The organism is Amycolatopsis sp. cmx-11-32 (genome assembly GCF_047608695.1).
Classification (GTDB): domain Bacteria; phylum Actinomycetota; class Actinomycetes; order Mycobacteriales; family Pseudonocardiaceae; genus Amycolatopsis.
Genome location: NZ_JADNQN010000018.1, coordinates 100,915 through 127,007 on the forward strand (window position 1 = coordinate 100,915; position 26,093 = coordinate 127,007).

At 68.6% G+C, this 26,093-nt stretch carries 24 protein-coding genes; 11 read left to right on the forward strand and 13 right to left on the reverse strand.

What is annotated here, in order from left to right; genetic code table 11:
- Window positions 1-17: 17 nt before the first annotated feature.
- The gene (locus ACM6LR_RS36130; protein WP_414940082.1) at window positions 18-713 is read right to left on the reverse strand and encodes a creatininase family protein; all 696 of its coding nucleotides are present in this window, start codon (window positions 711-713) and stop codon (window positions 18-20) included.
- Between the two features lie 17 nt (window positions 714-730).
- On the opposite strand from ACM6LR_RS36130, the gene ACM6LR_RS36135 reads away from it, so the two are divergent.
- From ACM6LR_RS36135 to ACM6LR_RS36150, 4 genes are all read left to right on the forward strand, one after another.
- Entirely contained in the window at window positions 731-1,519 is a 789-nt protein-coding gene (locus ACM6LR_RS36135) for an inositol monophosphatase family protein (RefSeq protein ID WP_414945396.1), read from the forward strand.
- Window positions 1,520-1,603: 84 nt separating this feature from the next.
- Window positions 1,604-2,698: a glycosyltransferase family 4 protein gene (locus ACM6LR_RS36140; protein WP_414940080.1), complete on the forward strand. Its 1,095-nt coding sequence runs from the start codon at window positions 1,604-1,606 to the stop codon at window positions 2,696-2,698.
- 54 nt (window positions 2,699-2,752) lie between these two features.
- Window positions 2,753-3,490: a Long-chain-fatty-acid--CoA ligase gene (locus ACM6LR_RS36145; protein WP_414945397.1), complete on the forward strand. Its 738-nt coding sequence runs from the start codon at window positions 2,753-2,755 to the stop codon at window positions 3,488-3,490.
- 255 nt (window positions 3,491-3,745) lie between these two features.
- On the forward strand, window positions 3,746-4,606 hold the full coding sequence (locus ACM6LR_RS36150; protein WP_414945398.1) for an NAD(P)-dependent oxidoreductase: 861 nt from the start codon (window positions 3,746-3,748) through the stop codon (window positions 4,604-4,606).
- A 2-nt stretch (window positions 4,607-4,608) separates the two neighbouring features.
- Here ACM6LR_RS36150 and ACM6LR_RS36155 read toward each other — a convergent pair whose 3' ends face one another.
- The 9 genes from ACM6LR_RS36155 to ACM6LR_RS36195 form a co-directional block, all read right to left on the reverse strand.
- On the reverse strand, window positions 4,609-5,571 hold the full coding sequence (locus ACM6LR_RS36155) for an LLM class flavin-dependent oxidoreductase (RefSeq protein WP_414945399.1): 963 nt from the start codon (window positions 5,569-5,571) through the stop codon (window positions 4,609-4,611).
- Between the two features lie 19 nt (window positions 5,572-5,590).
- A complete protein-coding gene (locus ACM6LR_RS36160; protein WP_414945412.1) occupies window positions 5,591-5,980 on the reverse strand; it encodes a hypothetical protein in 390 nt (129 codons plus the stop codon).
- Window positions 5,981-6,139: 159 nt separating this feature from the next.
- Window positions 6,140-7,582, reverse strand: a complete 1,443-nt coding sequence (locus ACM6LR_RS36165) for a glycoside hydrolase family 3 protein (protein WP_414945400.1) — start codon at window positions 7,580-7,582, stop codon at window positions 6,140-6,142.
- Window positions 7,583-7,585: 3 nt separating this feature from the next.
- The gene (locus ACM6LR_RS36170; protein ID WP_414940076.1) at window positions 7,586-8,416 is read right to left on the reverse strand and encodes a carbohydrate ABC transporter permease; all 831 of its coding nucleotides are present in this window, start codon (window positions 8,414-8,416) and stop codon (window positions 7,586-7,588) included.
- Window positions 8,413-9,399 carry a carbohydrate ABC transporter permease gene (locus tag ACM6LR_RS36175; RefSeq protein WP_414945401.1) on the reverse strand — a complete coding sequence of 329 codons (987 nt, stop codon included), beginning with the start codon at window positions 9,397-9,399 and terminating at the stop codon, window positions 8,413-8,415. Before ACM6LR_RS36175 ends, ACM6LR_RS36170 begins: the two co-directional genes overlap by 4 nt.
- Window positions 9,396-10,688: an extracellular solute-binding protein gene (locus ACM6LR_RS36180; protein WP_414940074.1), complete on the reverse strand. Its 1,293-nt coding sequence runs from the start codon at window positions 10,686-10,688 to the stop codon at window positions 9,396-9,398. The genes ACM6LR_RS36175 and ACM6LR_RS36180 overlap by 4 nt, the downstream gene beginning before the upstream one ends.
- A 298-nt stretch (window positions 10,689-10,986) precedes the next feature.
- On the reverse strand, window positions 10,987-11,409 hold the full coding sequence (locus tag ACM6LR_RS36185; RefSeq protein ID WP_414945402.1) for a DoxX family protein: 423 nt from the start codon (window positions 11,407-11,409) through the stop codon (window positions 10,987-10,989).
- 238 nt (window positions 11,410-11,647) lie between these two features.
- On the reverse strand, window positions 11,648-13,702 hold the full coding sequence (locus ACM6LR_RS36190; RefSeq protein ID WP_414945403.1) for a hypothetical protein: 2,055 nt from the start codon (window positions 13,700-13,702) through the stop codon (window positions 11,648-11,650).
- Between the two features lie 77 nt (window positions 13,703-13,779).
- The gene (locus ACM6LR_RS36195) at window positions 13,780-14,577 is read right to left on the reverse strand and encodes a thioesterase family protein (RefSeq protein WP_414940071.1); all 798 of its coding nucleotides are present in this window, start codon (window positions 14,575-14,577) and stop codon (window positions 13,780-13,782) included.
- Window positions 14,578-14,635: 58 nt separating this feature from the next.
- Between ACM6LR_RS36195 and ACM6LR_RS36200 the strand changes: the two genes are divergently transcribed.
- On the forward strand, window positions 14,636-15,331 hold the full coding sequence (locus ACM6LR_RS36200) for a TetR/AcrR family transcriptional regulator (protein ID WP_414940070.1): 696 nt from the start codon (window positions 14,636-14,638) through the stop codon (window positions 15,329-15,331).
- Window positions 15,332-15,340: 9 nt separating this feature from the next.
- Window positions 15,341-16,546: a PP2C family protein-serine/threonine phosphatase gene (locus tag ACM6LR_RS36205; RefSeq protein WP_414945404.1), complete on the forward strand. Its 1,206-nt coding sequence runs from the start codon at window positions 15,341-15,343 to the stop codon at window positions 16,544-16,546.
- Window position 16,547: 1 nt separating this feature from the next.
- On the opposite strand, the gene ACM6LR_RS36210 is transcribed toward ACM6LR_RS36205, so the two are convergent.
- A complete protein-coding gene (locus ACM6LR_RS36210) occupies window positions 16,548-17,117 on the reverse strand; it encodes a YdeI/OmpD-associated family protein (RefSeq protein ID WP_414940068.1) in 570 nt (189 codons plus the stop codon).
- Between the two features lie 90 nt (window positions 17,118-17,207).
- Here ACM6LR_RS36210 and ACM6LR_RS36215 point away from each other — a divergent pair, with 90 nt between their 5' ends.
- Window positions 17,208-17,567, forward strand: a complete 360-nt coding sequence (locus ACM6LR_RS36215) for an arsenate reductase family protein (protein ID WP_414940067.1) — start codon at window positions 17,208-17,210, stop codon at window positions 17,565-17,567.
- A 223-nt stretch (window positions 17,568-17,790) separates the two neighbouring features.
- Here the strand turns inward: ACM6LR_RS36215 and ACM6LR_RS36220 are convergent, their stop codons facing one another.
- The gene (locus ACM6LR_RS36220) at window positions 17,791-18,948 is read right to left on the reverse strand and encodes an epoxide hydrolase family protein (RefSeq protein ID WP_414940066.1); all 1,158 of its coding nucleotides are present in this window, start codon (window positions 18,946-18,948) and stop codon (window positions 17,791-17,793) included.
- Window positions 18,949-19,025: 77 nt separating this feature from the next.
- Here ACM6LR_RS36220 and ACM6LR_RS36225 point away from each other — a divergent pair, with 77 nt between their 5' ends.
- On the forward strand, window positions 19,026-19,982 hold the full coding sequence (locus tag ACM6LR_RS36225) for a helix-turn-helix transcriptional regulator (RefSeq protein WP_414940202.1): 957 nt from the start codon (window positions 19,026-19,028) through the stop codon (window positions 19,980-19,982).
- A 103-nt stretch (window positions 19,983-20,085) separates the two neighbouring features.
- On the opposite strand, the gene ACM6LR_RS36230 is transcribed toward ACM6LR_RS36225, so the two are convergent.
- Entirely contained in the window at window positions 20,086-21,759 is a 1,674-nt protein-coding gene (locus ACM6LR_RS36230) for a sulfatase (protein WP_414945405.1), read from the reverse strand.
- Window positions 21,760-21,838: 79 nt separating this feature from the next.
- On the opposite strand from ACM6LR_RS36230, the gene ACM6LR_RS36235 reads away from it, so the two are divergent.
- From ACM6LR_RS36235 to htpG, 3 genes are read left to right on the forward strand one after another with little or no spacing between them, the layout of a single operon-like run.
- Entirely contained in the window at window positions 21,839-22,456 is a 618-nt protein-coding gene (locus ACM6LR_RS36235; RefSeq protein ID WP_414940064.1) for a hypothetical protein, read from the forward strand.
- 50 nt (window positions 22,457-22,506) lie between these two features.
- Window positions 22,507-24,102: an alkaline phosphatase D family protein gene (locus ACM6LR_RS36240; protein ID WP_414940063.1), complete on the forward strand. Its 1,596-nt coding sequence runs from the start codon at window positions 22,507-22,509 to the stop codon at window positions 24,100-24,102.
- Window positions 24,103-24,131: 29 nt separating this feature from the next.
- Window positions 24,132-26,003 carry a molecular chaperone HtpG gene (gene htpG, locus ACM6LR_RS36245; protein WP_414940062.1) on the forward strand — a complete coding sequence of 624 codons (1,872 nt, stop codon included), beginning with the start codon at window positions 24,132-24,134 and terminating at the stop codon, window positions 26,001-26,003.
- The last annotated feature ends 90 nt before the right edge of the window (window positions 26,004-26,093 follow it).

The following is a 26,093-nucleotide window of genomic DNA, read 5'->3' on the forward strand; positions in this document are numbered from 1 at the left end:
TGCGGGGAAAGTCCCCTTCAGCTCAGCGCGGCCAGAGTCTCCCCGAAGCTCCGTACGAGTGACTCCAGCACCAGCCGTCCCTTCTCCGCCGTCCCCAGCGAAGGGCGCCCCACCACACCGGACTCCGAGTACGGCCGCAATCCGGCCGTCAGCAGGTGTCGCCGGTCGTCGGCCAGGTGATCCGCCGCCGCGAAACCGGGCCGGACCAGCGAAGGATGTGCGTGCAGCAGAAGGGAGGTCTCCAGTTCCCCGGCGTGCATGTCACTGTCCAGGGACGTCTCCAGCCCGGCCGCGTCGTGCGCGGCCTGCCAGCCTTCGACACCGGGGAACAGCGCCATCGGCGAGGAGGACTCCTGGACCACATTGGACAGGACGTAGTTGCCGCCGTGCGCGTTCACCAGCACCAGTTTCGGCACCCCGGACCGCCGCAGCGAGGCGGCGACGTCGTTCACCACGGCGTACAGCGTCGCGGCCGAGATGCTGACCGTCCCTGCCCAGTCCGCGTGTTCGTGTGAGCACGCGATCGTGATCGGCGGGAGCCGCAGCACCGGGTACGCCGAGGCGAGGGCGTCGGCGATCGTCGTCGCGATCACCGCGTCGGTGGCGAGCGGGAGGTGCGCGCCGTGCTGTTCGAAACTGCCGATCGGCAGCACCGCGACGTCGGCGCCCCGGGCGCGCTCGTCGGCCGTCGTGGCCGTCGGGAACAGGTTCACCGGGCTACGGTACCCATATGTCCGACCACGCCGCATTGTTGTCCATCGCCCGCGAGGCCGTCGCGAAGGCGACCGGGATTATCCGCTCGATGACGTCGTTTTCCGTTGTCACCAAAGGTGATCGTGACATGGTGACCGACGTCGACCTCGCCGTCGAGGACGCCGTGCGCGAATTCCTGGCGCGCGAGACCCCGGAGATCGGCATCCTCGGCGAGGAACGCGGTCACGAGGGTGACAAGGACCTCTGGTGGGCGCTCGACCCGGTCGACGGCACGGCCAACTTCGCGCGCGGCATCCCGCTGTGCGGGGTTTCGCTCGGCCTCGTCGACGGCATGAAGAGTACGGTCGCGGCGATCTCCCTCCCGTTCCTCGACGTCACGTACACCGCTGTCGAGGGCCAGGGCGCGTACGCGGGCGATGAGCGTCTCGAAGCCTCGAAGGCGACGAAGCTGTCCGACGCGATCGTGTCGATCGGCGACTTCGCGGTCGGTGAGGGTGCGGAGGTCAAGAACCGCGTCCGGATGGCGTTGCTGGCCGAACTCGGTGGCCGCGTGCAGCGGATCCGGTTCCTCGGCTCCGCGGCGATCGACCTGGCCTGGATCGCGCACGGCAAACTCGACGCGAGTGTCATCCTCGCCAACAAACCGTGGGACACGATGGCGGGTGTCCTGCTGGTCCGCGAGGCCGGGGGAGTGGTCGTCGACACCGACGGCGGTGACCACACGGTGCGCTCGGCGGCCACCATCGCGGTCGGGGCGGGCCTGCGCGACGAGATCGTCGCCGCCATCGCGCGCGTGAACGGTTGAAACTTCTTCTCCACGAGTGTGAACCGTTCGGGCGCCGCATCCGTGTCTCCTGGTAAGGCCGCCGTCCGCATCTGGAGGTAATCCGTGTTCACCTCGACTTTCCGTGGCACGGAGCCGGTGGTGTTCGTCCTGCCGGGGGACGTGGAGGACACCAGCGGCGAGTACGACCGCCGCATGTGCCAGAACCTCCCGGCCACCGGTCTCCCGCTGCTGGAACTGCCGATCGCCGGTGACTGGCCGATGCCGGGGCCGCCGGCCCGGTCGAGACTGGCCCGTTCGCTCGCCGCGTTGCCCGACGACACCGTCGTCCTGATCGACGGCACGGTCGCCTGCGGCGTCCCGGAGATCGTGATCCCGCACGCCCGGCGGCTGCGGCTGGCCGTCCTGGTGCACCGGCCGCTCGCCGACGATCCCGCGCTCGATCCGGCGCGGTCCGCCGAACTCGACGCGTGCGAACGGGAGACCCTGCGGCTGGCGGGAATGATCGTCGCCACCGGGCCGTGGCTCGCGCGGCAGCTGATCGACCGGCACGACCTCGACCCCACCCGCGTCTACGTCGCGACACCCGGCACGGACGCGGCGCCGCTCGCCGCCGGCGCCGACGGCGTCTCCCGGCTGCTTTGTCTCGCACCGATGAGTCCGCGCCACGGCCAGGACGTCCTGATCCAGGCGCTCTCGGTGGTCGACGAACTGGCGTTCAAATGCGTGTTCGCCGGGGCGACGCACCACGATCCGGCCTACGTAGACGAACTGCGCTGGACGGTCGAACGGCTCGGGCTCGGTTCCCGGATCAGCCTCATCCAGCCGCCGGACGACCTCGACCTGGTCTACGACGGCGCGGATCTGCTCGTCCTCCCGTCGAGGGGAGGCACGTCCGGGCTGGTCGTCGCCGAGGCGCTGGCGCGCGGGATCCCCGTGGTGGCCACCGAAACCGCCGGCACGCACGACGCGCTCGGCATGGCGCCCGGCGGGGGAGTCCCCGGCATGCTGGTGCCGCCGAACAATCCGTCGGCGCTCGCGACGGCGTTGGCACGCTGGTCGCTCGACGCCGAACTCCGGCATTCCCTGCGGACGTCCGCGCTCGCGCGCAGCAGCGTCCTCGAGGAGTGGGACGTCGCCGCGGGCAGACTCACCGACGTCCTTTCCCGGTTGCAGGCCACACCACGCCAGCTTGCTTGATCATCGCCCGGAAGCAGCTATCGGGCCGATCATCGTCTCGGTTGACTTGGTGGCATGCGAATCGTCGATCTTGCGTCCCGTCCCGATCTTCTCGATCCCGCGCTGAATCTCGGCGATGTCGGGGGTGAGTTCATCTACCGGGGTTTCAGTGGCAAGATGATCACCCCGGAGCGGTTCCTGCGGCACTGGGCCCGGTATTTCCTGATCGCGCTCGACGACGAAGGTGTGCCGATCGCGCGGGCGCTGTCGGTTCCGCTGACCTATCCCGCCGAGGACCGCCGGGAGCTGCCGGAACACGGCTGGGACGAAGCGATCCAGTGGGCCGCGCAAGACCTCATGGACGGCCGCGCGCCGGACACGCTGTGCGCGCTCGAAGTCGTCGTGGCCCCGCATCTGCGTGGCACCGGGCTCTCCACGCCGATGCTGAAGGCACTCAAGGCACGAGCGGCGGAGACACGGCTGGAGCGGCTGATCGTCTCGGTGCGCCCGATCGGCAAGGAGGACGAGCCGGACGTCCCCATGGAGGAGTACGCCGTCCGGCGCCGTGCGGACGGCCTGTTCGCCGACCGCTGGCTGCGCACCCACGAACGGCTCGGCGCGCGGATGATCAAGGTCTGCCCGTTCGCCGTGACCATTTCGGGCTCGATCGCGGACTGGCGGAGGTGGACCGGTGTCAAACTCGCCGACGGTGACAACGCGATCCCCGGCGGGATCGCGCCGGTGCACGCGAACATCGAACGGGACTGCGGGGTCTACGTGGAGGCGAATGTCTGGATGGTGCACCCCTTCTGACCGGCTCGTGAGTGGTAAGGACGGTTAGGGCCAAGGGTGTTTAGGTACCTGCTGCGGTGTGCGGGTGGCGGTTTCGCGTGACCAGAGGGCCGACTCGCGTGACGGCCGGCCCGACACAAGGTCCGGTGAGCGGTAAGGACACCGAGGGGTGGAACGGACCTGCTTTCGAGTGGCCGTAGGGGCATTCCTCGCGATTTCCGGCGGGAACATCTCATCGGCCACCCTGGTGCGCGACCATGCTGCACAGTGGGTCCCATGGTCATCTCACGAGTCGGTTTCGCCGGGCTGGGCAGCATGGGCGGGCCGATGGCCCTGAACCTGGCGCGGGCCGGAATCCCGCTGCTCGTCTGGAACCGCACTCCCGGAAAGACTTCGGAGCAGGTGGCCGCGGGGGCCGAGGTCGCCGGGGACGCGGCGGAACTCTTCACGCGCTGCGAGGTCGTGATCCTGATGCTGAAGGACGCGGCCGCCGTCGATGCCGTGCTCGACCGCGGACGGCCGGCGCTCGCCGGCCGCACGATCGTCCACATGGGAACGACGGCACCGGAGCATTCCCGCGGACTCGAGACCGAACTCCTCGCGGCAGGGGCGAAGTACGTGGAGGCGCCGGTTTCCGGCTCGAGGATCCCGGCCGAGGCCGGTGAGCTGGTCGCCATGCTCGCGGGCGACCCGGGGGCGATCGGGGAAATCCGGTCGCTGCTCGGGGCCTTGTGCCGGGAAGCCGTGGACTGCGGGCCGGTACCCAACGGGCTTCTGATGAAGCTGGCGGTCAACGTGCAGCTGACCGCGGTCGTGACCGGGCTGGCCGAGACCGTTCACTTCGCCAGGACGCACGGGCTCGACCTCGGCCTGCTCACCGACGTCCTCGGTGCGGGGCAGCTGGCCAGCCCGATCCTGCGGGTCAAGGCACCCAAACTGGCCGAAGAGGATTTCGCGCCGCAGGCCTCGATCGAGAACGTCCTGGCCAATGTCGAGCTGATCGCGGCGGCGGCAGGGCGAGCGGGACTCACCCTGCCGCTGCTCGACGCGTCCCGTGCCCTTTACGCCGAGGCCGCGCGGCTCGGTTTCGGCGACGAGGACATGGTCGCCGTCGTCAAGGCACTCCGAAGGCGGTGACGTCAGCCGCGCAGGGCCGCGGCGATCCGGCCCGCCGCGGCGAAGGACTCCTCCTCCGGCTCACCGAGCAGGGGGAGCAGGACGACGGATTCGGTCCCGGCCGCGTACAGCGCGCGGACCTGCTCGACACAACGGTCGAGCGGGCCGCTGATGCTCAGCCTGTCGATCCACTCCGGACGGAGCCGCCGCGCCAGATCCGCTCCATCGGCGCTCGCCTCGACCTCGGCCAGCAGTTCGGCGCCGAAGTCCAACGGATTCAGCGCCGGTCCCGAGTTCGGCCCGATCGCGGAAGCGACGTCGGCTCGTGCCCGCTCCCGGGCTCGCTCGGGGTCGGCGTCGAGGGACAGCCAGTTGTAGGTGGCGATCGAATGACCCTCGACCCCGATGAGGTCCCGCGTCGCGCGGACGTACTCCGGGGTCGCCGGTTCGGCCAGTAGCGTCCCGTCGGCCACCCGGCCCGCGGCGGCGAGGGACTTCGGGCCGCGCACGCCGGCGATGAGCTTCGGCGGCACCGCGGGTGGGAACTCCAGCTGGACGTCGTCGAGCCGGACGTGCTTGCCCTCGAAGGAAACGCGTTCACCGGCCAGCAGCCGCCGGATGACCGCCAGCGTTTCCTCGAACGCGGCGAGCGCGGACTTCGGCCACGCGTTGATCTGCCGCATCCAGTCCGGCACGCCGTGCCCGAACCCGACGATCAGGCGTCCCGGATACAGCTCCGCCAGTGCCGCGATCTCCATCGCCGCGATGGCCGGATTCCTGGCCACGGCGGGCATGATGCCGATGCCGAGGGTGATCTTCTCGGTCGCCGCCAGCACCGCCGACGCCGTGGCGATCCCGCCCGCGTAGAAGCAGTCCTCGACGATCCAGACCTCGTCCAAGCCTTCCTGTTCCGCGCGGCGGGCCAGACCGATCAGCCGTGCGGCGGGCAGTTCTCGCGGGATCCTGACTCCGAGCCGTGAAACCATGGTGTTCTCCGTTCCTCAGTCACTTGAAAACTCGGACGTGCCGGTAGCCGTGGGAGACGGTCTCCCTCGCACCCTCTCCCCGGGACGCCGAGGGCAGGAAGCGGTGCACCTCATGGGTTTTCGCCGCCGGGATCTCGTCGTCCAGCTCCGCGGTCGGGCCTTTCGTAAGCGTCGTACGCGGGACGGCGTGAGCCCGCGCCAGCAGCGCGGTGACCGGCCTGAGTGTGTCGGCCGGGGCCTGGACGGTGAACCGGTGCATCGGTTCGTGCGCGGTCGTCCCGGCCTCACGCAGTGCCGCCATCGGCACCAGTGGCGTCAGATCACGGAAGTCGCCCGCGGTGCTGGACATGCTCTTGTCGGAGGTGCCGTGGGCGTGGCTTTGCCTGGCGTGGTAACCGGATCGCGTCATCGTCACCACGCAGTGTCTCCTAGGCCGGGACCCGATCTTCCCGACTACACACCCCTGTCGCCCGCTTCGCAACCGAATAACCCCTCAACGCAATTCGTCCTCTAGTTGCGGTAGTTGCACGTGCAACTACCGCAACTAGAGGACGAATTGCGAGGGGCGTCAGGCCAGGTATTCCGCGGCGGCGCGGAGGCTGACGTAGGACCCGCTGAAGGTGTCGATCCGCGGCCCGTCGGTGTCGGGGCCGGGAACGCCGGTCTCGACCCGGATGTAGTCCACGCCTGCCTCCCGGAGCCAGGTCAGGAACTCGCGGACCTCGGGATGCCGGTGCGCCTCACGTGTCACCACGACGAGGTCGCGGGTGCCGTGGACGGCGTCGATCGCGGTCGCGATCCCGTCCGCGGTGACCTTGAGCGCGCGGGTGCCCGGCACGAGTTCGGTCAGCTGCGACCCGAGCCCCCACGGCATCGGACCCGCGGCGATGATCGGCTCGGTCTCGATGTCGATCACCAGCGGCGGCCCGGCCAGCTTCGGCGAACCCTGGATCCGCAACGCCTTGCGCGCCGCCTCCAGGCCGAGCCGGTGATTTACCGGCGAGACTGGCGTCGACACCGGGGGAGTGCCGAGCGCGGCGACCCGTTCCGACGCCTCCACCAGCCGTTCCAGCGGCAGCTCACCGGATTCGACCGCGGCCGCGATGACCGCGGCGATCTGGTTCAGCTCGTCCTCTTCGAACGACACACCGCCGAGGCAGAGCGCGTCGGCGCCGGCGATCAGCGCACGCACCGACGCCCGGCCGACACCCTCGGTCTTGCCGAGTTCGCCCGCGACGGCGCCCATGTCGAGCGCGTCGGTGACCACCGCGCCGGTGAAGCCGAGCTCGCCGCGCAGGACGTCGGTGAGTGCCTTCGGGTTGAGCGTGGCGGGCAGGTCACCCCACGCGGGCACGACGAGGTGCCCGGTCATCACCGCGCGCACCCCCGCCGCGATCGCCGCCTTGAACGGGACGAGTTCGATCTCGTGCAGTTCCGCCTCGGTCCGGGGCAGCACCGGCAGCGCGTGGTGCGAATCGTCGGTCGCCGCCCCGTGCCCGGGGAAGTGCTTCGCCGCCGCGGCCACGCCGTACTTCTGCAGACCGGTGATGTACGCCGCGACGTGCGGCGACGCCTTCACCGGATCCGAACCGAACGCCCTGACCCCGATGGAGGGATCCTCCGCCGCCAGGGTCAGGTCCGCGCACGGGGCGAAGTTGATCGTGACCCCGCAAGCGGCCAGCCGTTCGCCGAGCGCGGCGGCGACCGACGCCGTCAGCTCGACGTCGTCCGCGGCGCCGAGTGCGAGTGGTCCCGGGACGAACGAGCCGGTGGCGACGTCGAGCCGCGTGACGTCACCGCCTTCTTCGTCGATGCCGATGAGCACGTCGGGCCGTTCGGCCCGCAGCTGCGCGCTCAGTGCGGCCACCTGCTCGTCGTCGACCACATTGCGGCCGAACAGGATCGCGCCGCCGAGACCGTCGGCCACTTTGCGCCGCAGCCAATCCGGTGCGGTGGTGCCGTCGAAGCCCGATACGAGAACGGAGCCGGCGAGCTTTTCCGGTGAAGACAAGGATTATCCCTTCACTGCGCCTGCGGTCAGGTTGGACACGAGTTTGCGCTGAACGAGGATGAAGAACACCAACGCGGGGATGGCGTAGATGACCGACGCCGCCATGATCCCGCCCCAGTCCACGGAAAACGCCGTCCGGAACGACGAAAGCCACACCGGCAGCGTCTGCTTGTTCTGGTCGCGCATGAACACGAACGCGAACAGGAACTCGTTCCACGCGGTGATGAAGCTGAACACCGACGTGGTCACCAGTCCCGGTGCGAGCAGCGGCAGCGTCACCCGGCGGAAGGCGCCCGCCCGGCTGCAGCCGTCGATCATCGCGGCCTCTTCGAGGTCGTACGGGATGCCGTTGACGAAGCCGTAGAGCATCCAGCACGTGAAGGGCAGCGTCGCCGCGAAGTACACCAGCAGGAGTGAAGGCAGCTGGTTGAGCAGCCCGGCGTCCCGCATCAGCAGGTACATCGGGATCAGCAGCGCCTCGAACGGGGCGAGCTGAGCGATCAGCACCAGCATCAGGAACCCCTTGCGTCCGCGGAATCGCATCCGGGACAAGGGAACCGCGGCCAGCACGCCCGCGACGAGCGAGCACAGCACCGCGCCGATCGTGACGATCAGGCTGTTGGCGAGGTACGTGGTGAAACCGGGCTTCGTCAGCGCCGTGACGAAGTTGTCGAACGTCACCGAGAGCGGGATCAGGTCGTAATTCGGCGACAGGACCTCGCCCGGCGTCTTGAGCGCGGACGTGACCATCCAGTACGTCGGGAAGACGAACAGGAACGCCACGAACACCCCGAACGTGCCGAGGCCGATCCGCTGTGCCAGGGACTTCTTCATGACAGGTCGGCCTCCTTCGTGCGCACCAGCAGCTGGACGTACCGGGCGGTGAGCAGGATCAGCACGAGCATCATCAGCAGGGCGGCGGTCGCCGCCAGGCCGAAGTGGTTACCCGCCAGACCCTTGAGGTACATGTAGACCGGCAGCGTCGTGCTGGAGCCGTCCGGCCCGCCCTGGCGGATCGTCCACACCTGGGCGAACAACTTGAAGTCCCACAGGACCGACAGGAACGTGACCATGGTCAGGATCGGCCGGATCGCCGGCCAGCTGACCGCCCAGAACGCCTGCCAGCCGCTCGCGCCGTCGATGCCCGCGGCCTCGTACTGCTCCTTGGGGACGCCGAGGAGCCCGGCGTAGAGCGTGAACGCCACGAACGGCACGGCCTGCCAGACGACCAGCAGGCCGATCACGGTCAGCGTGCTCGGGCCGGTGGAGAACCAGGAATACCCGATGAACCCTTCGAAGCCGAGTTTCGCCAGCGTTTTGTTCAAGATCCCGTACTGCTGATCGAAGATCCACTGGAAGATCGTGGTCGTCGCGAGCACCGGGGTCGCCCACGCGAGGATCAGCGCGACCTGCAGGGTCACCCGGACCACCGGGTTGAGGTGCCGCATCAGCAGCGCCATGAACAGCGCGAGCAGCAGGGTGGCGATCACGACCGTGGCGGTGAACACCAGCGTGCGGACGGTGATCTCCCAGAATTCGGAGTCGGCCAGGATTTCGGAGAAGTTCTCGAACCCGATCCAGACCATCTCTCCGGAGACCAGCTCACGGAGGTCGAGCTTGCGGAAACTGATCCCGATCAGCTGCATCGTCGGCCAGCCCAGCAGGACCAGGATCGCGATCAACGCGGGAAGGATCAGCAGATACGGCGCCGTCCGTTCGCCGAGACGGAGGCGCCGATTGGATTTCGGCGGCTTGATGCGCGGCGAAGCCGGCGGGGTGGCCCCCGCCGGCGTCGTCACATCTTTGGTCGTGGTCATCCGCCGATGAGCTTGTCGAGCGCTGCGTTGGCGTCGGCGGTCGCCTGATCGAGCGATTTCGTTCCGGTCAGGTAAGCGGTCAGCATGTCCTTGATCGGGTTCTGACCGGACTCGACGTCACCCCACTTGGGGCTGGTCGGCACGGCGCGGCCGTTCTTGGACGCCTCGGCCATGACCTTGGTGAGCGGGTTCGCGTCGAGCGCGGACACGTCGGTCGAGGTACCGGGGACGTAACCGGCCTTGGCCAGCTCGGTCTGGTACTTCGGGGTGGAGAACAGCTTGACGTAGTCCTTGGCCGCGGCCGCGTTCTTGCTGTTGGCCGGGATGACCAGGTTCGAACCGCCGAGGAAGACCGGGGCCGACTTGTCGGCGGCCTTGCCGGGGATCGGGAACGCGCCCGACTTCTCCTTGATCGTCGGGTCGGTCTTGGCCGCGGTGTCGGCCTCACCCGGGACACCGATCATCATCGCGACCTTGCCCGCGCCGTAGATACCGGCCTGCTGCGGGGTGGCCTCGTCGGCGTCCTTCGGCGCCTTGGTGCCCGAAGCGTCGGTGAGCTGCTTGTAGAACTCGAGCCCGGCCTTGGCCTGCGGGGAGTCCAGGGTCGCCTTGAAGGACTTCCCGTTGGCCTGCGCGATGTCGCCGCCCTCGTCCCAGATGAACGACAGCAGCTCGTACCAGTTCTGGCCCGGCTGGTAGAGGGCCTGGAACTCGGGGTCGCTGCCGAACTTGGCCTTGAGCTTGGTGATCGCGTCGAGCCACTCCGCGCGGGTCTTGGGCGTCGCGGTGATGCCCGCCTGCTCGAACATGTCCTTGCGGTAGATGACCTCACGGTTGGCCGCGTAGAACGGGACGCCGTAGGTCTTGCCGTCGTACTCGCCCGAAGCCTTGAGGCCCTGGAGCCACTGGGCGCCGTTGAAGTCGCCGACGCTCGAGGTGAGGTCGGCGAGCACGCCCTGGTTCGCGAACGCGGGGGTCTGGGTGTTGCCCAGCTCGATCACGTCCGGCGGGTTGTCACTGGCCAGCGCGGTGGTCAGCTTCTGCTGGATGCCGTTCCACTGCTGGATCTCGTACTTGACCTTGACGCCAGGGTGCGCGTCTTCGAATTCCTTGTGGAGCGGGTTCGTCAATGCTTCCGGGGCGGTCCCGGTCATGAGCCAGACCGTGAGCGCGCCGTTCGAGGCCGGAGCACTCGAATTCGTGCTGTCGCCACTGCCGGATCCGGCGCAGCCCGCCGTCGCGAGGGTGATGGCCGCGGCGCCCGCAGTCATCTTGAGCCAGCGCTTCACTCGTGCCGTCCTTTCGATGCCCGGCCACTGTGCCGGGCTCCCACAAAATGGTGTAGACCAATGCGGGCAGCGTGGTACGTACCACTCCGACTGTCAAGCAGGTGGCCGGTTCGTTGTAAACGAGCCGCAATCTTTCACCTTGAGTGAGCGAATAATCACGCTGCAGGACGGATTTCGCCGCCATCGTCAGTTGCTCGCGAGGCGGGCTGACATGCGGTTTTTCGCTGACTGTTCCGGTGAACGGTGCATTCGGCGGGAGCCTGTTGCGCCGTTCGGAGGAGGGCGGTCTCGCGTTCGCCTAGCGGTAGTCCTCGTCGTCCACGGGAGGCTCGATTCCGAGGAGTGCGCGAGTCTGATCTTGCTGGAACCACGCCAGCGTGGCGGAGACGATCAGCAGAATCAGGGGGAGGACCGGTTCGCCGTTGGTGAGGACGAACAGCTCGGTGACGCTCGCGCCCACCATGACGCCCGCCAGCAGCAATGCCGCGGGCCCGCCGAGGCGGGGGACGAGCAGTCCGATCGCGCCGACGACCTCGAGGACCCCGGTGACGTACCGGAGCCACTGCCCGAGCCCGATCTCGGCGAAGGTCTGTTCGGTGTGCCCGCCCGCGAACAGCAGGTACCCGCTGTAGAGGAACTCGGCGGCGAGCGCGACGCGCACGACCCACAGCACGATCGAGCCGATGGGCAGGCTTCGGGTACCGCTGGCTCCTTCGGACATGCCGGGGATCTTTCTCCTGCCCGTGAGGACAGGCAAGGTCGCCTTTAGAGGACTACTTGCGAGAGTTGGCGCTTCTCAGTACCGGCGCCCCGGTCGCGCCCTCGCTGTGACTGGTGGGGCTACCGGCGAGTGTTCCAAGTCCGTGAAGGACTCCTTGAGGGACCCAGAGTCCCCTAAGGAGTCCTTCACGGACTGCGGTCCCTGCCAAGACTGGCCCGCTGACAGAACAGGGCACCTGTCACTTTTGTTCACCGAGAAGTATTTGTTCGAGCAACAGGTCGACGTCGCGGGCGGACTCGGCTTCGCCTATCCGATGGAAGGTTTCGGCGGCGCGGAGCGCGCGGCGGGCGGCTTCCCGGACGCGGCCGGCGGCGCTGAGCACGTGCGCGGCGACGTGGTCGAGCTGCGCGAAGAGATGTTCCCTCGCGGGCGCGGTTTCGGTTTTCACCGCGTGCACGGCGGTTTCCGCGGCGTCGAGCGCGGTCAGCGCCGCGTCGAGGTCGCCGGAGCGCAGCCGGGAAAGTGTCGCGGCGTTACGGCAGGTGGCGGCCACGTAGCCGCCGCCGATCGCCAGTGCCGCGTCGGCGGCCCGCGCGTAGAAGTCGGCGGCGTTCGCGCCGTAGCCGAGCAGGTCCAGTTGTTCGGCGGCGGCCATGCTCACCGAGATGTAGGAGTGCCCGGTGTCGCCCGATCCCTCGAGGATCTCGGCGAGGACGGCGTATTCGTTGAAGGCGCGCGAAGATTCGCCGAGCGCGCGGTAGGTGTCGGCGTACATCCACCGGCAGCGGTGGCCCCAGTCCGGCAGCCCGCCGAGCAGTTCGATGGTGCGGGGCGCGACGTCGAGCACCTCGTCGTAGCGGCCGGCGCCGTGCAGCGCGGTGACGAGGACATACCACTGTTCCGCGGTGTCCTTGCCTCTCGACGCGGCGACACCGAGGGACGCGTAGGCGTCGTCGACGGCTTCGGCGAAACGGCCGGTGCCGATCAGGGACAGCGCCCGAAGCTGGCGGAGGTGCCCGCGCAACCGTTCCGGGCCACCGACGGGAAGCGTCGACAGCAGGTTCTCCACGAAGACGTCCAGTTCGTCGAGCGATCCGGTGCGCTCGTAGGCGATCCGGACCTGTTCGACGGCTTCGACGGCTTTCTCGCCGACGTTTCCGACGATGAAGGCGTCCGTCGCCGCCTGTGCGAGTTCCAGTGTGGTCACCGGATCTTCGCCGTCGCCGTTCCGCAGCGACGCCTCCAGGCACAGAAGAGTGCCGTGGAGCAAGGGATCGCTCGCCTCGCGGGCACGTTCGGCCCCACGTCGCAAGGCCTCGTACGCTTCGGGCGCCCGGCCCTGTCCGGAAAGCACGTGCCCCAGCCAGTACTCGCCCCAGCAGGCGGCGTGATCGTCGGTGCCTGCGCGCAACCGTGCGGCGGCCACCGTCGTCAGCGCCACCCCGGTCTCGGCCTGATCGTCGAAGACCAGCCACAGGCCGAGCCAGCATTGGTTGAGCAGGAACCGGGTTTCGTCGCCGTGCCGCCGGAACCCGGCGGCCGCGTGGCGCAGCCTTTCCTCGGTGTCGTCGTCCTGGAGGAAGATCGCGCGCAGTTCGGCCAGCCGCGGGGCGATCTCGTCCCCGACGGTGCCGATCGCGGCGAGACAGGCTCGCGCCTCCTCCGGTTCGGACCGGTGATTGTGGATTTCGGCCCGGATGACGAGTTCCTCCGCCGACAGGCCCGGCGGCGGCAGGATCGGCACCCGGGGGAGCGCGGAAGGCAGAAGCGGCACGAACTCCGCGACCGGCTTCGCGGTCATCTTCCGCTCGACGTGCTCGATGAAGTAGTCGGTGTGGTCCTCTTCGTCGAGTTCCTCGGCCTCGACGAACGCCGCCGCCCGCATCCGCCGATGCAGCTGGCGCAGGGAAAGGCCGTCGTACGGGCCGTTGAGAACGAACGGGATCTCGCCGTATCCGGTTTCGGCCAACCGGCGGGTGAGCAAGGCGGCCGAAGCGAAGAACTCCAGTCTGCCGATGGCGTCCGCGTGGTCACCGACACCGTCCAAAAGCGACAGAAGATCGAAACCGGTGTGCTCGTTGCCGGTGAGCGCGCAGAATTCCAGCCGCAGGGCGTGGTCGCCGTACCGGCGCGGGGCACCGGTCGAGGCCCTGGTCACCCATCGGTAGGTCGACGCGGCCTCGGCGTACTTACCCTCCGCCGCCAGCGGCACCAGGGTCCGGCAGAGCCGGGTGATCTCGGCCCCGCCGGAGTCGGAGCCGCCCGGGTCCGCGCGGCGTGGTTCCACTTCCATGGTCCTGCCCCCAGAACATGACGTCGACGCTGGATCCTAACGCCCGGAGTTCCGTCATGGCCCTGCTTTCGGGTGGTTCAGGGGACGCGTACGGCGGCGATTTGGGTCGCTTGCCCGATCAATCTGTTCTTTTCGTCCCAAAGCTCCGCGACCTCGTCCATCCGGTCGCCGCCGACCGCGCCCGCCCGCATCCGCACCCGGACCGGGCCCGGCGCCGGGATCCCGCGCAGGTACGCGGTGAACTGGACGGTCGGCGCCCAGCCCGCGATGCCGAGGTCGTAGGAGATCGGCGGCACCGGGTCGAGCGCCACGAGCAGGCTCACCGGATCCCAGTCGGTGCCGTCGGCGAGCCGCAACCAGGACGAGATGACGCCTTTCCGCGACGGTTGTCCCACCGCGAACCCCGCCGTAGCCGGGTCGATCCGCTGCTCGACGACGTCCATCAGGCCGATGCGGAACCCGCCGCCACCGTCGGCGGGTACGGGCAGGCAGTCCTGCTCCGCCGGGATCTCGACCGGGTCCACTCCGGACCACCACGCGTCGCCGTCCGCCAGGACGCCCTGCGTGATCAGGGCCTCGGTGCAGGGCGTGCCGCGCTGGCTCAGCCGCGCGCGCAACTGGGTGAGGCCGCGGCCTTCGCGCAGCACCTCGACCTCGACGACCACGGGGCCGGGCTCCGGGGCCACCGAGAACGAGCCGCTGATCGCGGTCAGATGCGGATGCGAGGAGATTTCGGCGGCCGCCTTGGCGAGGACGGCGAGCAGGTAGCCGCCGTGCATTTTCGCCCCGATCGTCCACTGTGCGTCGAGTTCGGTGTCGAATACCGGGTCGTTGCCCCGGCGGACCAGTGCGGTCGCGGTCTGGAAGTGCGCCATGAGGCAAGCTGACATCGTCAAGTTGACGGTGTCAAGTCGATACTGGCAGCATCACGGCATGGGCGCGAAGCGGACGAAGGCGCGGCCGGGTGAAGGGGAGAAGCTACGGGGCGAGATCCTGCTCGCCGCCGACACCCTGCTCGGGGAGACGGGCACCGACGAGGCGCTGACCCTGCGTGCCGTCGCGCGGCGGACCGGCGTCTCCACGCCGTCGGTCTACTCGCACTTCCCGAGCCGCGAGGCCTTGCTGGAGGCGGTCTGCCTGCGCGTGTGGGACGAACTCGCGCACCGGATGCGTGATCGCGCCGCCGAGGTCGCCGACCCGATGCGCGCGCTCAGCCGCTGCGCGCGGGTGTACGCGCGGTTCGCCCTGGATCATCCGGTGCAGTACCGCGTACTCCTGATGCGCCCGTCCAGTGGCTCGTCCCCCGGTGCGGTGGCCTGTTTCCGGCACCTCGCCGACGCGACCGCCGCCTGCGTGCGGGCAGGCATCCTGCGCGGCGAACCGGAAATCCTCGCGATGGGCCTCTGGTCGGCGATGCACGGCTGCGTGAGCCTGCTGATCGCCCAGCCGGGTTTCGACTGGCCGGAGGAGCCGGAGGCGCTGATCGACACCGTCATCCGGATGGCCGGGCTCGGCACGGCGCTCGCCTGCCGGGTCCCGCGAGACGCGATTCCGCCGAGTGTCGTAATGGCCGACGACTTGGACGCACTGGCGGCGGGCTGGACGACATCGCGCGATCGGGCTGGCTAGGCTCAGCGCATGTCCGAGACATCGACGGCCGACGAACGGCTCCAGGTGCTCGAGGCCATCACTGACACGGCGCTGGGTCACCTCGATGCGCACAAGGTGATCGCCACGATCCTCGCGCGCGTGCGGGACGTGCTCAAGGTCGACACGGCCACGGTGCTCCGGCACGATCCGGACGCGCAGCTGCTGCAGGCCATCGCCGCCTCCGGCATCGAGGAAGAGGTCTTCCAGGACGTCCGGATCGCCGTCGGCGCGGGTTTCGCCGGCCGGGTGGCCGCGGAACGGCGCCCGGTGATCCTCGACCACGTCGACGAGACCACCGTCGTCAACTCGCTGCTGCGGGAACGTGGCCTCCGGACGCTGCTCGGCGTGCCGATGGTGGCCGGGGACGACCTGATCGGCGTGCTGCACGTCGGATCGGTGACCCCGCGCGAATTCCCCGAGGCCGACGTCGAACTGCTGCGGCTGGTGGCCGCACGGCTCGCGCTGGCGGTGCAGATCGACCTCTCCGTCACCGACCGCGCCGCCGCGTCGGCTCTTCAGCGTGGCCTGTTGCCGGGACGCCTGCCCCCCGTCGCCGGTATGCAGTTCTCCGCGCGGTACGTGCCGGGAACCGAACCCGGGGTGGGCGGCGACTGGTACGACCTGTTCCCCCTGCCGGGTGACCGCCTCGGCATCGTGATGGGTGACGTCGCCGGGCACGGCCTCAACGCCGCCGTGATCATGGGGCGGCTGCGCAGCGCGCTTCGCGCTTACGCGCTCGAATCGGACGATCCGGCGGAGGTCCTGTCCAAATTGGACCGGAAGGTTCGGCATTTCGAGCCGGGCGCGCTGGCCACCGTCATGTACGGGCTGGTGCCCGCATCGCGGGACAGCGTGGCGATTTCGCTGTCCGGACACCTACCTCCGGTGCTCGCGGTGCCCGGTCACCCGTCGGTGTTCGTCGACGTCCCGGTCGACCCGCCCATCGGTGTCTCCGGGCCGCCGCGGCGAAGTACCGTGGTCGGCCTGCCACCCGGCGCCGTGCTCGCCTTCTACACCGACGGTCTCGTGGAACGCCGGGATCACCTGATCGACGTCGGCTTGCGGAGGCTCGCCGACGTGGTCACCCCCGACGATCCAGGAGTGGTGTGCGCGCGGGCGATGGCGGCGCTCGTCGGCACGACACCCGCGCAGGACGACATCGCCCTCCTCGTGGCCCGGCGCGAACCGAACTGAGTCACCGGACCGGGTGGTTGGCGCGGACGTTCACGGCCGCGAGTTCGACGGTCCTTGCGATCCGGCGCTCCCGGGTTTCCGGCCTCTTCGCCGTCAGAATCCACTCCAGGATCAGCCTTTTCGACGACGGCGGGAACTTCTCGAAGTGGCCGTGAGCCGTCTCGTCGGCGTCGAGGCGGGCGCGCAGGTCACCGGGGACACCTTCACCGTCGGGCACGACCTGCCAGCGGCCCTTCTCCTTGGCAAGGTCGATCATCGCCTGCCCCCGCTCGGTCATCAGTCCCTCGGCGACCAGGCGGGCCGCCCGCTCACGGTTGACCCGGCTCCACGAACTCCGGGGGCCGCGCGGGGTGAACCGCAGCCGGGAACTGGTGGCGTCGTTCTTGCGGTGCAGCCCGTCGATCCAGCCGAAGCACAGGGCCTGCTCCATCGCCTCCTCGATGCGAACGCTGGGAGTGTTGCTGCCCTTGTGCTGGATGATCAGCCAGACCTCCTTCTCGGTACCGGCGTTTTCAGCGAGCCACGCGCGCCACTCGGCGGGGGTGGCGGCGGTGAAGGTGGCCTCGTCCATGACCGGGTTCCTTTCGTCGTACCGTCTGTGACCATCATCGGAAGCAAAGTGCTCATCAAGTGAGCACTTCTCGAAAAGAGGTGGCCTGAGATGGAGATCTGGGTGAACCCGGCATGCGCCAAATGCCGTTCGGCGGTGTCGATGCTGGACGAGGCAGGCGCCGAGTACACCGTGCGGAAGTACCTCGAGGCGCCGCCGACGGCGAAGGAACTGAAGGCCGTCCTCAAGCGGCTCGGGCTCGAGCCGTGGGACATCACCCGCACCGCCGAGGCGATCGCGAAGGAACTCGGGCTGAAGACCTGGGGACGCACGCCCGCCGAGCGCGACCGGTGGATCGAGGCGCTCGTGACGCATCCGAAGCTGATCCAGCGGCCGATCATCACCGCGGACGACGGTACGACCGTTGTCGCGAGGACTCCGGAGGCCGTCCGGTCGGTGCTGCCCGGCTGATCCTCGTGAGTGGTAGGGACGGTTAGTCGAGAGGTAAGGGACAGGTGTCGTGTTCGAGCGCGGTGCCGGTGACCGGTCCCGTTGCGGACCGCGACCCACACGGTCCCGCACGAGGAGTCCCTGTGACCACCAGATCCAGAGGGGGTGTGTGGAAACAGGGACACCCCCTATTTCCACACACCCCTCACCTTGACGGCACCGCCACCCGTGACCCCGGAACCGGTCACGCCAGCTTGCGGAAGAACTCCCGGATGTCGCCGACCAGCAGATCCGGCGCGTCCTGCGTCGCCCAGTGACCGCCGCGGTCGAATTCCTGCCAGGAAACGATGTTCGCGTGGTCGCGCTCGGCGAAGCGCCGCAGCGGCCGGAAGTCGTAGGCGAAACTGGCCAGCCCGGTCGGCGCGGTCGTCGGCTCGGCGGGGTGCTCGGTGTGTTTGTCCTCGTAGTAGAACCGGGCCGCCGAGGCCGCGGTGTTGGTGAGCCAGTACAGCGTGGCGTTGGTGAGCACGTGGTCGTCGCTCGTGCCCGCCAGCAGTTGCGCGCTCCAGGCGAGCTGCCCGGTCGGCGAGTCGGCCAGCGCGTGCGCGAGGTTCTGCGGCGCGCTCTCCTGGAGTTTCGCATAGCCGGACATGTCGTCGTTGAAGGTCTGCAGGAACTGCAGGTACTCCAGTTCCTTCTCGGTCATGCCCTCGAACTCCGCCGGGTCGCCGCTGGGGAACGAGAACAGCTGCGTGACGTGCACGCCGAGCACGTGTTCCGCGTCGACGCGGCCGATCTCGGGGGCGACGAACGAACCGGCGTCGTTCCCGTGCGTGCCGTAGCGCTCGTAACCCAGCCGACGCATCAGCTCGGCCCATGCCCGGGCGGTGCGGTACCGGTTCCAGCCCTTCTCGCGGGTGGCACCCGAGAAACCGAACCCGGGCAGTGACGGGATCACCACGTGGAAGGCGTCCGCCGGGTCCCCGCCGTTCGCCCGCGGATCGGTCAGCTGATCGATCAGGCCGAGGTACTCGAAGACCGAGTTCGGCCAGCCGTGCGTGAGGATCAGCGGCGTCGCGTCCGGCTCCGGTGAGCGGACGTGCAGGAAATGGATGTTCTGCCCGTCGATCTCCGTCGTGAACTGCGGGTACTCGTTGAGCTTCGCCTCCCACTCGCGCCAGTCGTAGCCGTCGCGCCAGTACGCGACCAGGCGCTGCACGTACTCCAGGGGCACGCCGTACTCCCAGCCCGGCGTGACCGGTCCGCGCTGTACCCCGTCGGTCACCTGGTCGGCGGGCAGTTCGTTCGCCCAGCGGACCCGCGCGAGGCGGTCGGCCAGGTCGTCCAGTTCGGCCTGTGGGACGTCGATGCGGAAGGGCTTGATCTCGCTGTTTTCGTTCATGAGACCAAGGTAGAGTGCCATTAGGAACATTACGTTCCTAATGGAGGAGCAGTCTTAAGCTCATGTTGGAGAAAAGCGTGTTGGAGACCTCGGCAAGACTGCTCCGTCTGCTCTCCCTGCTGCAGACACCCCGTGACTGGACCGGCGCCGAACTGGCCGGACGCCTGGAAGTGAGCGCGCGGACGATCCGCAACGACGTCGAGCGGCTGCGCGCGCTCGGCTACCCGGTGAACGCGACCCGCGGTTCCGTCGGCGGCTACCGCCTCGGCGCGGGCGCCGACCTGCCGCCGTTGCTGCTGGACGACGAGGAGGCCGTCGCCGTCGCGATCGGCCTGCGCACCGCGGCGGGCGGCACCATCGCGGGCGTCGAGGAGACGTCGTTGCGCGCACTCGCGAAGCTGGAGCAGGTGCTCCCGTCGCGGTTACGGCGCCGCGTGAACGCCCTGCAGGCGTACACGATCCCGGTGCCCCGCGACGAGCCCGGCCCGCGCGTCGACGCCGGGACGCTGACCGTGCTGACCGCCGCCTGCCGGGATCGCGAGGTGCTGCGGTTCGGCTACCTGGCCCACGACGGGGCGGAGACCGTCCGGAAGGCCGAACCGTACCGCCTGGTGAACTGGGGGCGTCGCTGGTATCTGGTCGCCTGGGACCTCGACCGCGGCGATTGGCGCACCTTCCGCGTCGACAGGCTGACCCCGCGCGTCCCGACCGGCCCGCGCTTCACCGCGCGTGACCTGCCCGAGGACGTCACGGACCGGGTGCGGCGCGGCGTCTCGTCCGCCGCGTGGCGGTACCGGGCCGACGTTACCGTGCACGCGCCCGCCGACGAGGTGACCGCGCGGGTCAACCCGGCCGTCGGCACGGTGGAGGCCGTCGACGCGAGCACGTGCGTGCTGCACACCGGCGCCGACAGCATCGAGACCCTGGCTGTCCACTTAGGACTGCTCGGCTACCGCTTCACGGTCACCGAACCCCCGCAATTAGTCGACTACTTGCGAGAGTTGGCGGACCGGTACCGCGACGCCATCGGCTAGCGCCGGACGTCACGCGTGCTTGGGCGGCGATCTCACGTGATTGGACGGAGATCTCACGTGATTGGACGGAGATCACGCGTGATTGGGCGGAGATCACGCGTGATCAGTGGGTGAAAGTGGTCAGGAACCGGTCCCGGAAAGCGTTCATCCGCCAGCTCGGCGCGTTCCGGTCCGGGTTCAGGCCCTCCTGCCAGTTCCACCCGGCGATCTTGTCGAGCACGGCCTTGTCCCGCGTGACGACGGTGATCGGGACGTTGCGATCGGCGCCTTCACCCGCGACGATCGGATGCGGCTGGTGGTCGCCCAAGAACACCAGTACGAGATCGTCGTCCCCGTATGTCTCGACGTACGAGATCAGCGCGTTCAGCGAGTAGGCGATCGAGTCGCCGTACGCGCCGCGCACCTTGGCCGGGTCGGTGAAGATCTCGTCGGGCGTTTTCCCTTGCGAGGGCATGGGGTTGTACACCGAACCATCGCCGACGGCGGTCCAGTCGACCAGGCGGGGGAGCGGCGTCCACGGCCAGTGACTGGTGACGAGGTCGATTTCCGCCATCAGCGGCGGGCGGTCCGGCTTTCGGCTTTCCAGTGCGCGTTCGGCGCGTTGGAAAGCCGAAAGCGTGAACTGGTCCGGCATCGTGGCGTAGGAGAACGGCGGGCCGTGGTATCCGATCCCGCGCGAGTCGTAGTAGCGGTCGTAGCCGTAGACCTTGCCCTCCGGCCAGTCCTCGGTGTGCGCCGGGACGACGCCGACGGTCTCCCAGCCCGCCCGTTCGAACGCGCCACCGAGGGTGAACCGGTCGGTCTTCACGAAGTCGTCGTAGCGGTGCTGACTGTCGATCCAGACACCGGACTGGAACGTCGAATGCGCCAGCCAGCTGCCCGCGCTCGTCGTCGGCGACGTCAGGAACGCGCTGCGCGAGCCGTATCCGGCGTTCTTCAGCCGCGCTGTCCCGGCGTCGAGAACCGCGTCGACCTTGGGCGCGATGTCGGAGTCCTGGACGGCCACCCGCCCGTAGCTCTCGATGAAGGTGAACAGGACGTCCTTTCCGCGTAACGCGCTCAGTAGTTCGGACGGCGGAGTGTCACGAAAGGCGTCGACGGCGACTTCCTCGGCGAAGGCCTCCCGGTCCCGGATGCCGGCTCGCACCTGCCGGAGGTCGTCATAGGCGAAGGCGACCGCGCTGCGCGACGCGAGCGGCTGTCCCGGAGCGAGTTGCACGCCGAACACCGCGCACACGATCCAGCTCACGCTGAGCACGGCGACCACCCGGGTCGACGTGGTGCGGTGCCCGGCCGCCACCCGGCTCAACCGCAGGACGGCCAGCGCCATCAGCACGATCACGGCCACGGCCAGCAGCACCAGGCCGAGGAACGCCGCGATCGCGCCGGACCGGCCGATGGACGTGCCGAGCAGGTCGACGCCGTTGCCGAGCACACCCCAGTCGAACACCGGGTCGAACCGCCGGTTCAGCGCGAGCCCGAAGCCGATGTCGATGGCCTTGACGACGGTCAGGAGCCCGAGGAACGCGCCGGCCGACACCGCGACGGTCCGCTGGGCGCCGTCGCGCAGCATGAGCACGACAGCCACCCCGAGCAGCGCCTCCACCGGCAGCCGCACGAAGGCTTCCGGCGTCAGCCTGTCGAGGTCGTTCGGCGCGAGCAGGGCGAACAGCACGAGGACGGCCGAGAGCGTGGTCACCGCACTGGTCGCGACCTCGCCCAGCGCCGTCCGGTCGCCCGGCAGGCCCACCAGGGCGGGGCGCGGGAAAACGGACAACTCAGGTTCCTTCCTGGCGACGGCTTCAACTCGTTACACGGATGGCGGGCCGGACCGGTTCAGCCGGTAATCTGCGCCGGTGAGTGACAAGATCTGGGCCGCCCTCGAGGCGACACCCCTCGAAGAGGTGCGACGGCGCGCCGCGGTGGTCGACGCGATCACCGAGATCACGCCCGTCGCGGTGGACGGTGCGGAGCGGTTCGCCTGGAACGACGGCGGCGGGCAGTCGGCCGTCTGGTATTTCACGCCGGACAAGCGCGCCCTGTTGCTGACCTTCGACCACGAGTCGGCGTTGAACCTGTACGCCGAGGAGGACTACTCGGTGCAGGAGGCGCTCTATGGCGGCGTCCCCGGAGACCTCGTCGGACTGGTGCGCGACCGCCCCGAAAATTACGAGTCCCTGAACATCGTCGATGTGGAGACGGGGGCGACGATCCTCTACGCCGGTGGCGTGTTCTGGTTCGACGGTGAGCGGTGGTGGCAGGCCGAGGGCTTCCTCGACCACTGCCGCCGGGAAGGCCTGGACCCGCTGAGCGAGTCGGGATTCACCTACTGCCTCGGCGCCTACCGGTTCGGCGAGGAGTTCACCCCCGAGGCGATCGTCGAAGACCGGGCAGCCGACGGGCACTACGAAGACGACGCGGAACGGCAGGCCGAGCTGACCGAGTTTCAGAAGATCTTCTCCCGGCTCGGCTGACGTGACCACTCAGCGGACGATCTTGGCGCCGCTGTGGCACCGTTTCAGGAATGAGCCTGCGCCTGGGTCCCCTGCTGAGACACGTCGACGAGACATCGGCGACGGTGTGGGTCGAGACCGACACCGCGAGTGAGGTCGAAGTCCTCGGCACCACCGCGAGAACGTTCGAGATCCGCGGCCACCACTACGCCCTGCTGGTGCTCACCGGGCTCGAACCCGGCACCAGCGCCGAGTACGAGGTGCGCGTGGACGGCGAAAAGGTGTGGCCGGAGGCGGGATCGGAGTTCCCGCCCAGCCGCATCCGGACGCTGCCCGAGAACGAGTCCCGGTTCCGGCTCGTGTTCGGCTCCTGCCGCAAACCGCACGACGGCGACTCCTTCGGCCCGGACGCGCTGGCCGCGTACGCCCGCCGGATGGCGGACGGCGAGGAAACCGAGTGGCCGCAGGCGTTGCTGATGCTCGGCGACCAGGTCTACGCCGACGAGACCACCGATGAAACGCAGGAATGGCTGAAGCAGCGTCGTGACACCTCGAAGCCGCCGGGTACGGAGGTGACGGACTTCGAGGAGTACACCCACCTCTACCTCGAGGCCTGGGGTGAACCGTCGATCCGCTGGCTGCTGTCCACCGTGCCCACGTCGATGATCTTCGACGACCACGACGTCCGCGACGACTGGAACACCTCCCACACCTGGCGGGAGCAGATGCGCGCGCAGCCGTGGTGGCAGGAGCGGCTGCGCGGCGCGATCATGTCGTACTGGGCCTATCAGCACCTCGGGAACCTCGGCCCCGCCGAACTCGCCGAGGACGAGACCTTCCAGAAGGCCATCACCTCCGGTGAGGACAACGCCAACCTGCTCGTCGCGTTCGCCGACGAGGCCGACAACGAACGCGACGGCACCAAGGGCGCGCGGTGGAGTTACCGCCGCGACTTCGGCCAGGTGCGGTTGCTGGTCATCGACAGCAGGGCGGGCCGGATCCTGGCGGGCGGCACCCGGTCCATGGTGGACGACGACGAGTTCGACTGGATCGAGGACAACGCCGCGAACGACGAAGACCCCTGCGACCACCTGCTCATCGGGTCCTCGCTGCCCTGGCTGCTGCCGCCGGTGATCTCCCACCTGCAGTCGCTCAACGAGCAGGCCTGCGGCCGCCCCGGATGGCGCGGCCGTCTCGCGGAGAAGATCCGGCAGGCTTGCGACCTCGAACACTGGGCGGCGTTCCGCGCGTCGTTCGACCGGCTCGCCGCGATGATCGCGCGCGAGGGACGGCGGGAAGACCCGCCCGCCACCATCGCGGTGCTCTCCGGCGACGTCCACCACGCCTACATCGCCGAGGCGCGTTACCCCGAGCCGGTGACATCGGCGGTCTACCAGCTCACCTGCTCGCCGGTGCACAACGCGATGCCGCGACCGCTCCGGCTGGCCTTCGCCGCCACCTGGTCGGCCCGGCTGGCGTCCCTCGCGCGCCGATGGGCGGCGCGCGGCGGTGTCGAACCGCTTCCGGTCGACTGGCAGAAGACGTCGGGGCCGCATTTCTCCAACGTGATCGCCACGGTCGAGACCACCGGCCGGACCGCCGTCACGGTGATCGAACAGGCCACCGGCGACGGGCTGGTGGAGGTGGCGCGGCAGAGGCTGGCTTGAGCCGGTTCCGCGCTCGGTAATATCGCCGCGTGACCACCTCTGCCGAAACACTCGAGTTCCAGTCGGAGGCACGTCAGCTGCTTCAGCTGATGATCCACTCGATCTACTCGAACAAGGACACCTTCCTGCGGGAACTGGTGTCCAACGCCTCCGACGCACTGGACAAACTCCGCCTCGAAGCGTTCCGCGACAAGGAACTCCAGGCGGATACCGACGATCTCCACATCGAGATCGACACTGACACCGAAAACCGCACCCTGACCGTACGGGACAACGGAATCGGGATGAGCCGGGACGACGTCGTCGCGTTGATCGGCACGATCGCGAAATCCGGTACCGCCGAGTTCCTGAAGAAGTTGAAGGAAACGAAGGACTCCGCGGCCTCGCAGGATCTGATCGGCCAATTCGGCATCGGGTTCTACGCCAGCTTCATGGTGGCCGACAAGGTCACGCTGCTGACGCGCCACGCGGGATCGGACGAGGGCGTCCGGTGGGAGTCCGAGGGCGAAGGCACGTACACCATCGAGACGGTCCCGGACCTGCCGCAGGGCACGTCGGTCGTCCTGCACCTCAAGCCCGAGGACACCGAAGACCAGCTCTTCGACTACACCTCGGCAACGAAGATCAAGCAGATCGTCAAGAAGTACTCGGACTTCATCACCTGGCCCATCCGGATGACCGAAGGCGAAGAGGTCGTCACGGTCAACTCGATGAAGGCGCTGTGGGCCCGTTCCTCCAGCGATGTCACCGAGGACGAGTACAACGAGTTCTACAAGCACGTCGCGCACGACTGGAACGACCCGCTGGAGACGATCCGGCTCCAGGCCGAGGGCACCTTCGAGTACCAGGCGCTGCTGTTCCTGCCAGGACAAGCGCCGCTCGACCTGTTCATGCGGGAGCGCAAGCGTGGCGTCCAGCTGTACGTGAAGCGCGTCTTCATCATGGACGACTGCGAAGCGCTGATGCCGGAGTACCTGCGCTTCGTCAAGGGTGTCGTCGACGCGCAGGACCTCTCGCTCAACGTTTCGCGCGAAATCCTGCAGCAGGACCGGCAGATCCAGCTGATCCGCCGTCGCCTGGTCAAGAAGGTCCTCTCGACGGTCAAGACCCTGATGGCGGACGAGAACCCGGACAAGTACGAGACGTTCTGGAAGGAGTTCGGCCGCGCGGTCAAGGAAGGCCTGCTGGACGACTTCGAGAACCGCACCGCGATCCTCGACATCTGCTCCTTCGCGTCGACCAACGACGTAGACGGCACCGGGAAGCTCACGTCGCTGCGCGAGTACGTCGAACGGATGAAGGACGGCCAGGAGCACATCTACTACCTGACCGGCGAGTCGCGGCAGAGCATCGAGAACTCCCCGCATCTGGAAGCGTTCCAGGCCAAGGGTTACGAGGTGCTCGTGCTCACCGACCCGATCGACGAGATGTGGGTCGACGCCGTCTCCGGGTACGAGGAGAAGCAGTTCCAGTCGGTCGCGAAGGGCGAGGTCGAACTCGACGAGACCAGCGACGAGCAGAAGGAAGAGTTCTCCGGGCTGCTGACCTGGCTGACGACTTCGCTCGCGGAACAGGTCAAGGAGGTCCGGCTCTCGACGCGGCTGACGACGTCTCCCGCCTGCATCGTCGGTGACACGAACGACGTCACCCCGACGCTGGAGAAGATGTATCGCGCGATGGGGCAGGAAATGCCGCAGATCAAGCGGATCCTGGAACTCAACCCCGGCCACCCGCTGGTGTCCGGGCTGCGGTCTTCGTTCGCCGAGAACGGCGAGTCCGAGGGCCTGGCGGAGACCGCGGAACTGCTCTACGGCATGGCTCTGCTGGCCGAGGGCGGGGAACTGGGCGACCCCGCCCGCTTCACGAAGCTCCTCGCGAGCCGCCTCGAAAAGACCCTGTAGCGGGAGCTGAAGGGGACTTTCCCGCTCCATCCATGCCCCCGCCACCACCCTCAACGCGCCCAGCCCTGATTCAACGCCACGAAGGGGCCT

Bases quoted from the DNA above. Each gene is read 5' to 3' on its own strand.
- ACM6LR_RS36240 (WP_414940063.1), top strand. From the start codon at position 22,507: ATGAGCCTGCGCCTGGGTCCCCTGCTGAGACACGTCGACGAGACATCG.
- ACM6LR_RS36215 (WP_414940067.1), top strand. From the start codon at position 17,208: ATGGAGATCTGGGTGAACCCGGCATGCGCCAAATGCCGTTCGGCGGTG.
- ACM6LR_RS36220 (WP_414940066.1), bottom strand. From the start codon at position 18,948: ATGAACGAAAACAGCGAGATCAAGCCCTTCCGCATCGACGTCCCACAG.
- ACM6LR_RS36175 (WP_414945401.1), bottom strand. From the start codon at position 9,399: ATGACCACGACCAAAGATGTGACGACGCCGGCGGGGGCCACCCCGCCG.
- ACM6LR_RS36190 (WP_414945403.1), bottom strand. From the start codon at position 13,702: ATGGAAGTGGAACCACGCCGCGCGGACCCGGGCGGCTCCGACTCCGGC.
- ACM6LR_RS36150 (WP_414945398.1), top strand. From the start codon at position 3,746: ATGGTCATCTCACGAGTCGGTTTCGCCGGGCTGGGCAGCATGGGCGGG.
- ACM6LR_RS36135 (WP_414945396.1), top strand. From the start codon at position 731: ATGTCCGACCACGCCGCATTGTTGTCCATCGCCCGCGAGGCCGTCGCG.
- ACM6LR_RS36205 (WP_414945404.1), top strand. From the start codon at position 15,341: ATGTCCGAGACATCGACGGCCGACGAACGGCTCCAGGTGCTCGAGGCC.
- ACM6LR_RS36155 (WP_414945399.1), bottom strand. From the start codon at position 5,571: ATGGTTTCACGGCTCGGAGTCAGGATCCCGCGAGAACTGCCCGCCGCA.
- ACM6LR_RS36145 (WP_414945397.1), top strand. From the start codon at position 2,753: ATGCGAATCGTCGATCTTGCGTCCCGTCCCGATCTTCTCGATCCCGCG.
- ACM6LR_RS36210 (WP_414940068.1), bottom strand. From the start codon at position 17,117: ATGGACGAGGCCACCTTCACCGCCGCCACCCCCGCCGAGTGGCGCGCG.
- ACM6LR_RS36170 (WP_414940076.1), bottom strand. From the start codon at position 8,416: ATGAAGAAGTCCCTGGCACAGCGGATCGGCCTCGGCACGTTCGGGGTG.
- ACM6LR_RS36160 (WP_414945412.1), bottom strand. From the start codon at position 5,980: ATGACGCGATCCGGTTACCACGCCAGGCAAAGCCACGCCCACGGCACC.
- ACM6LR_RS36195 (WP_414940071.1), bottom strand. From the start codon at position 14,577: ATGGCGCACTTCCAGACCGCGACCGCACTGGTCCGCCGGGGCAACGAC.
- ACM6LR_RS36185 (WP_414945402.1), bottom strand. From the start codon at position 11,409: ATGTCCGAAGGAGCCAGCGGTACCCGAAGCCTGCCCATCGGCTCGATC.
- ACM6LR_RS36200 (WP_414940070.1), top strand. From the start codon at position 14,636: ATGGGCGCGAAGCGGACGAAGGCGCGGCCGGGTGAAGGGGAGAAGCTA.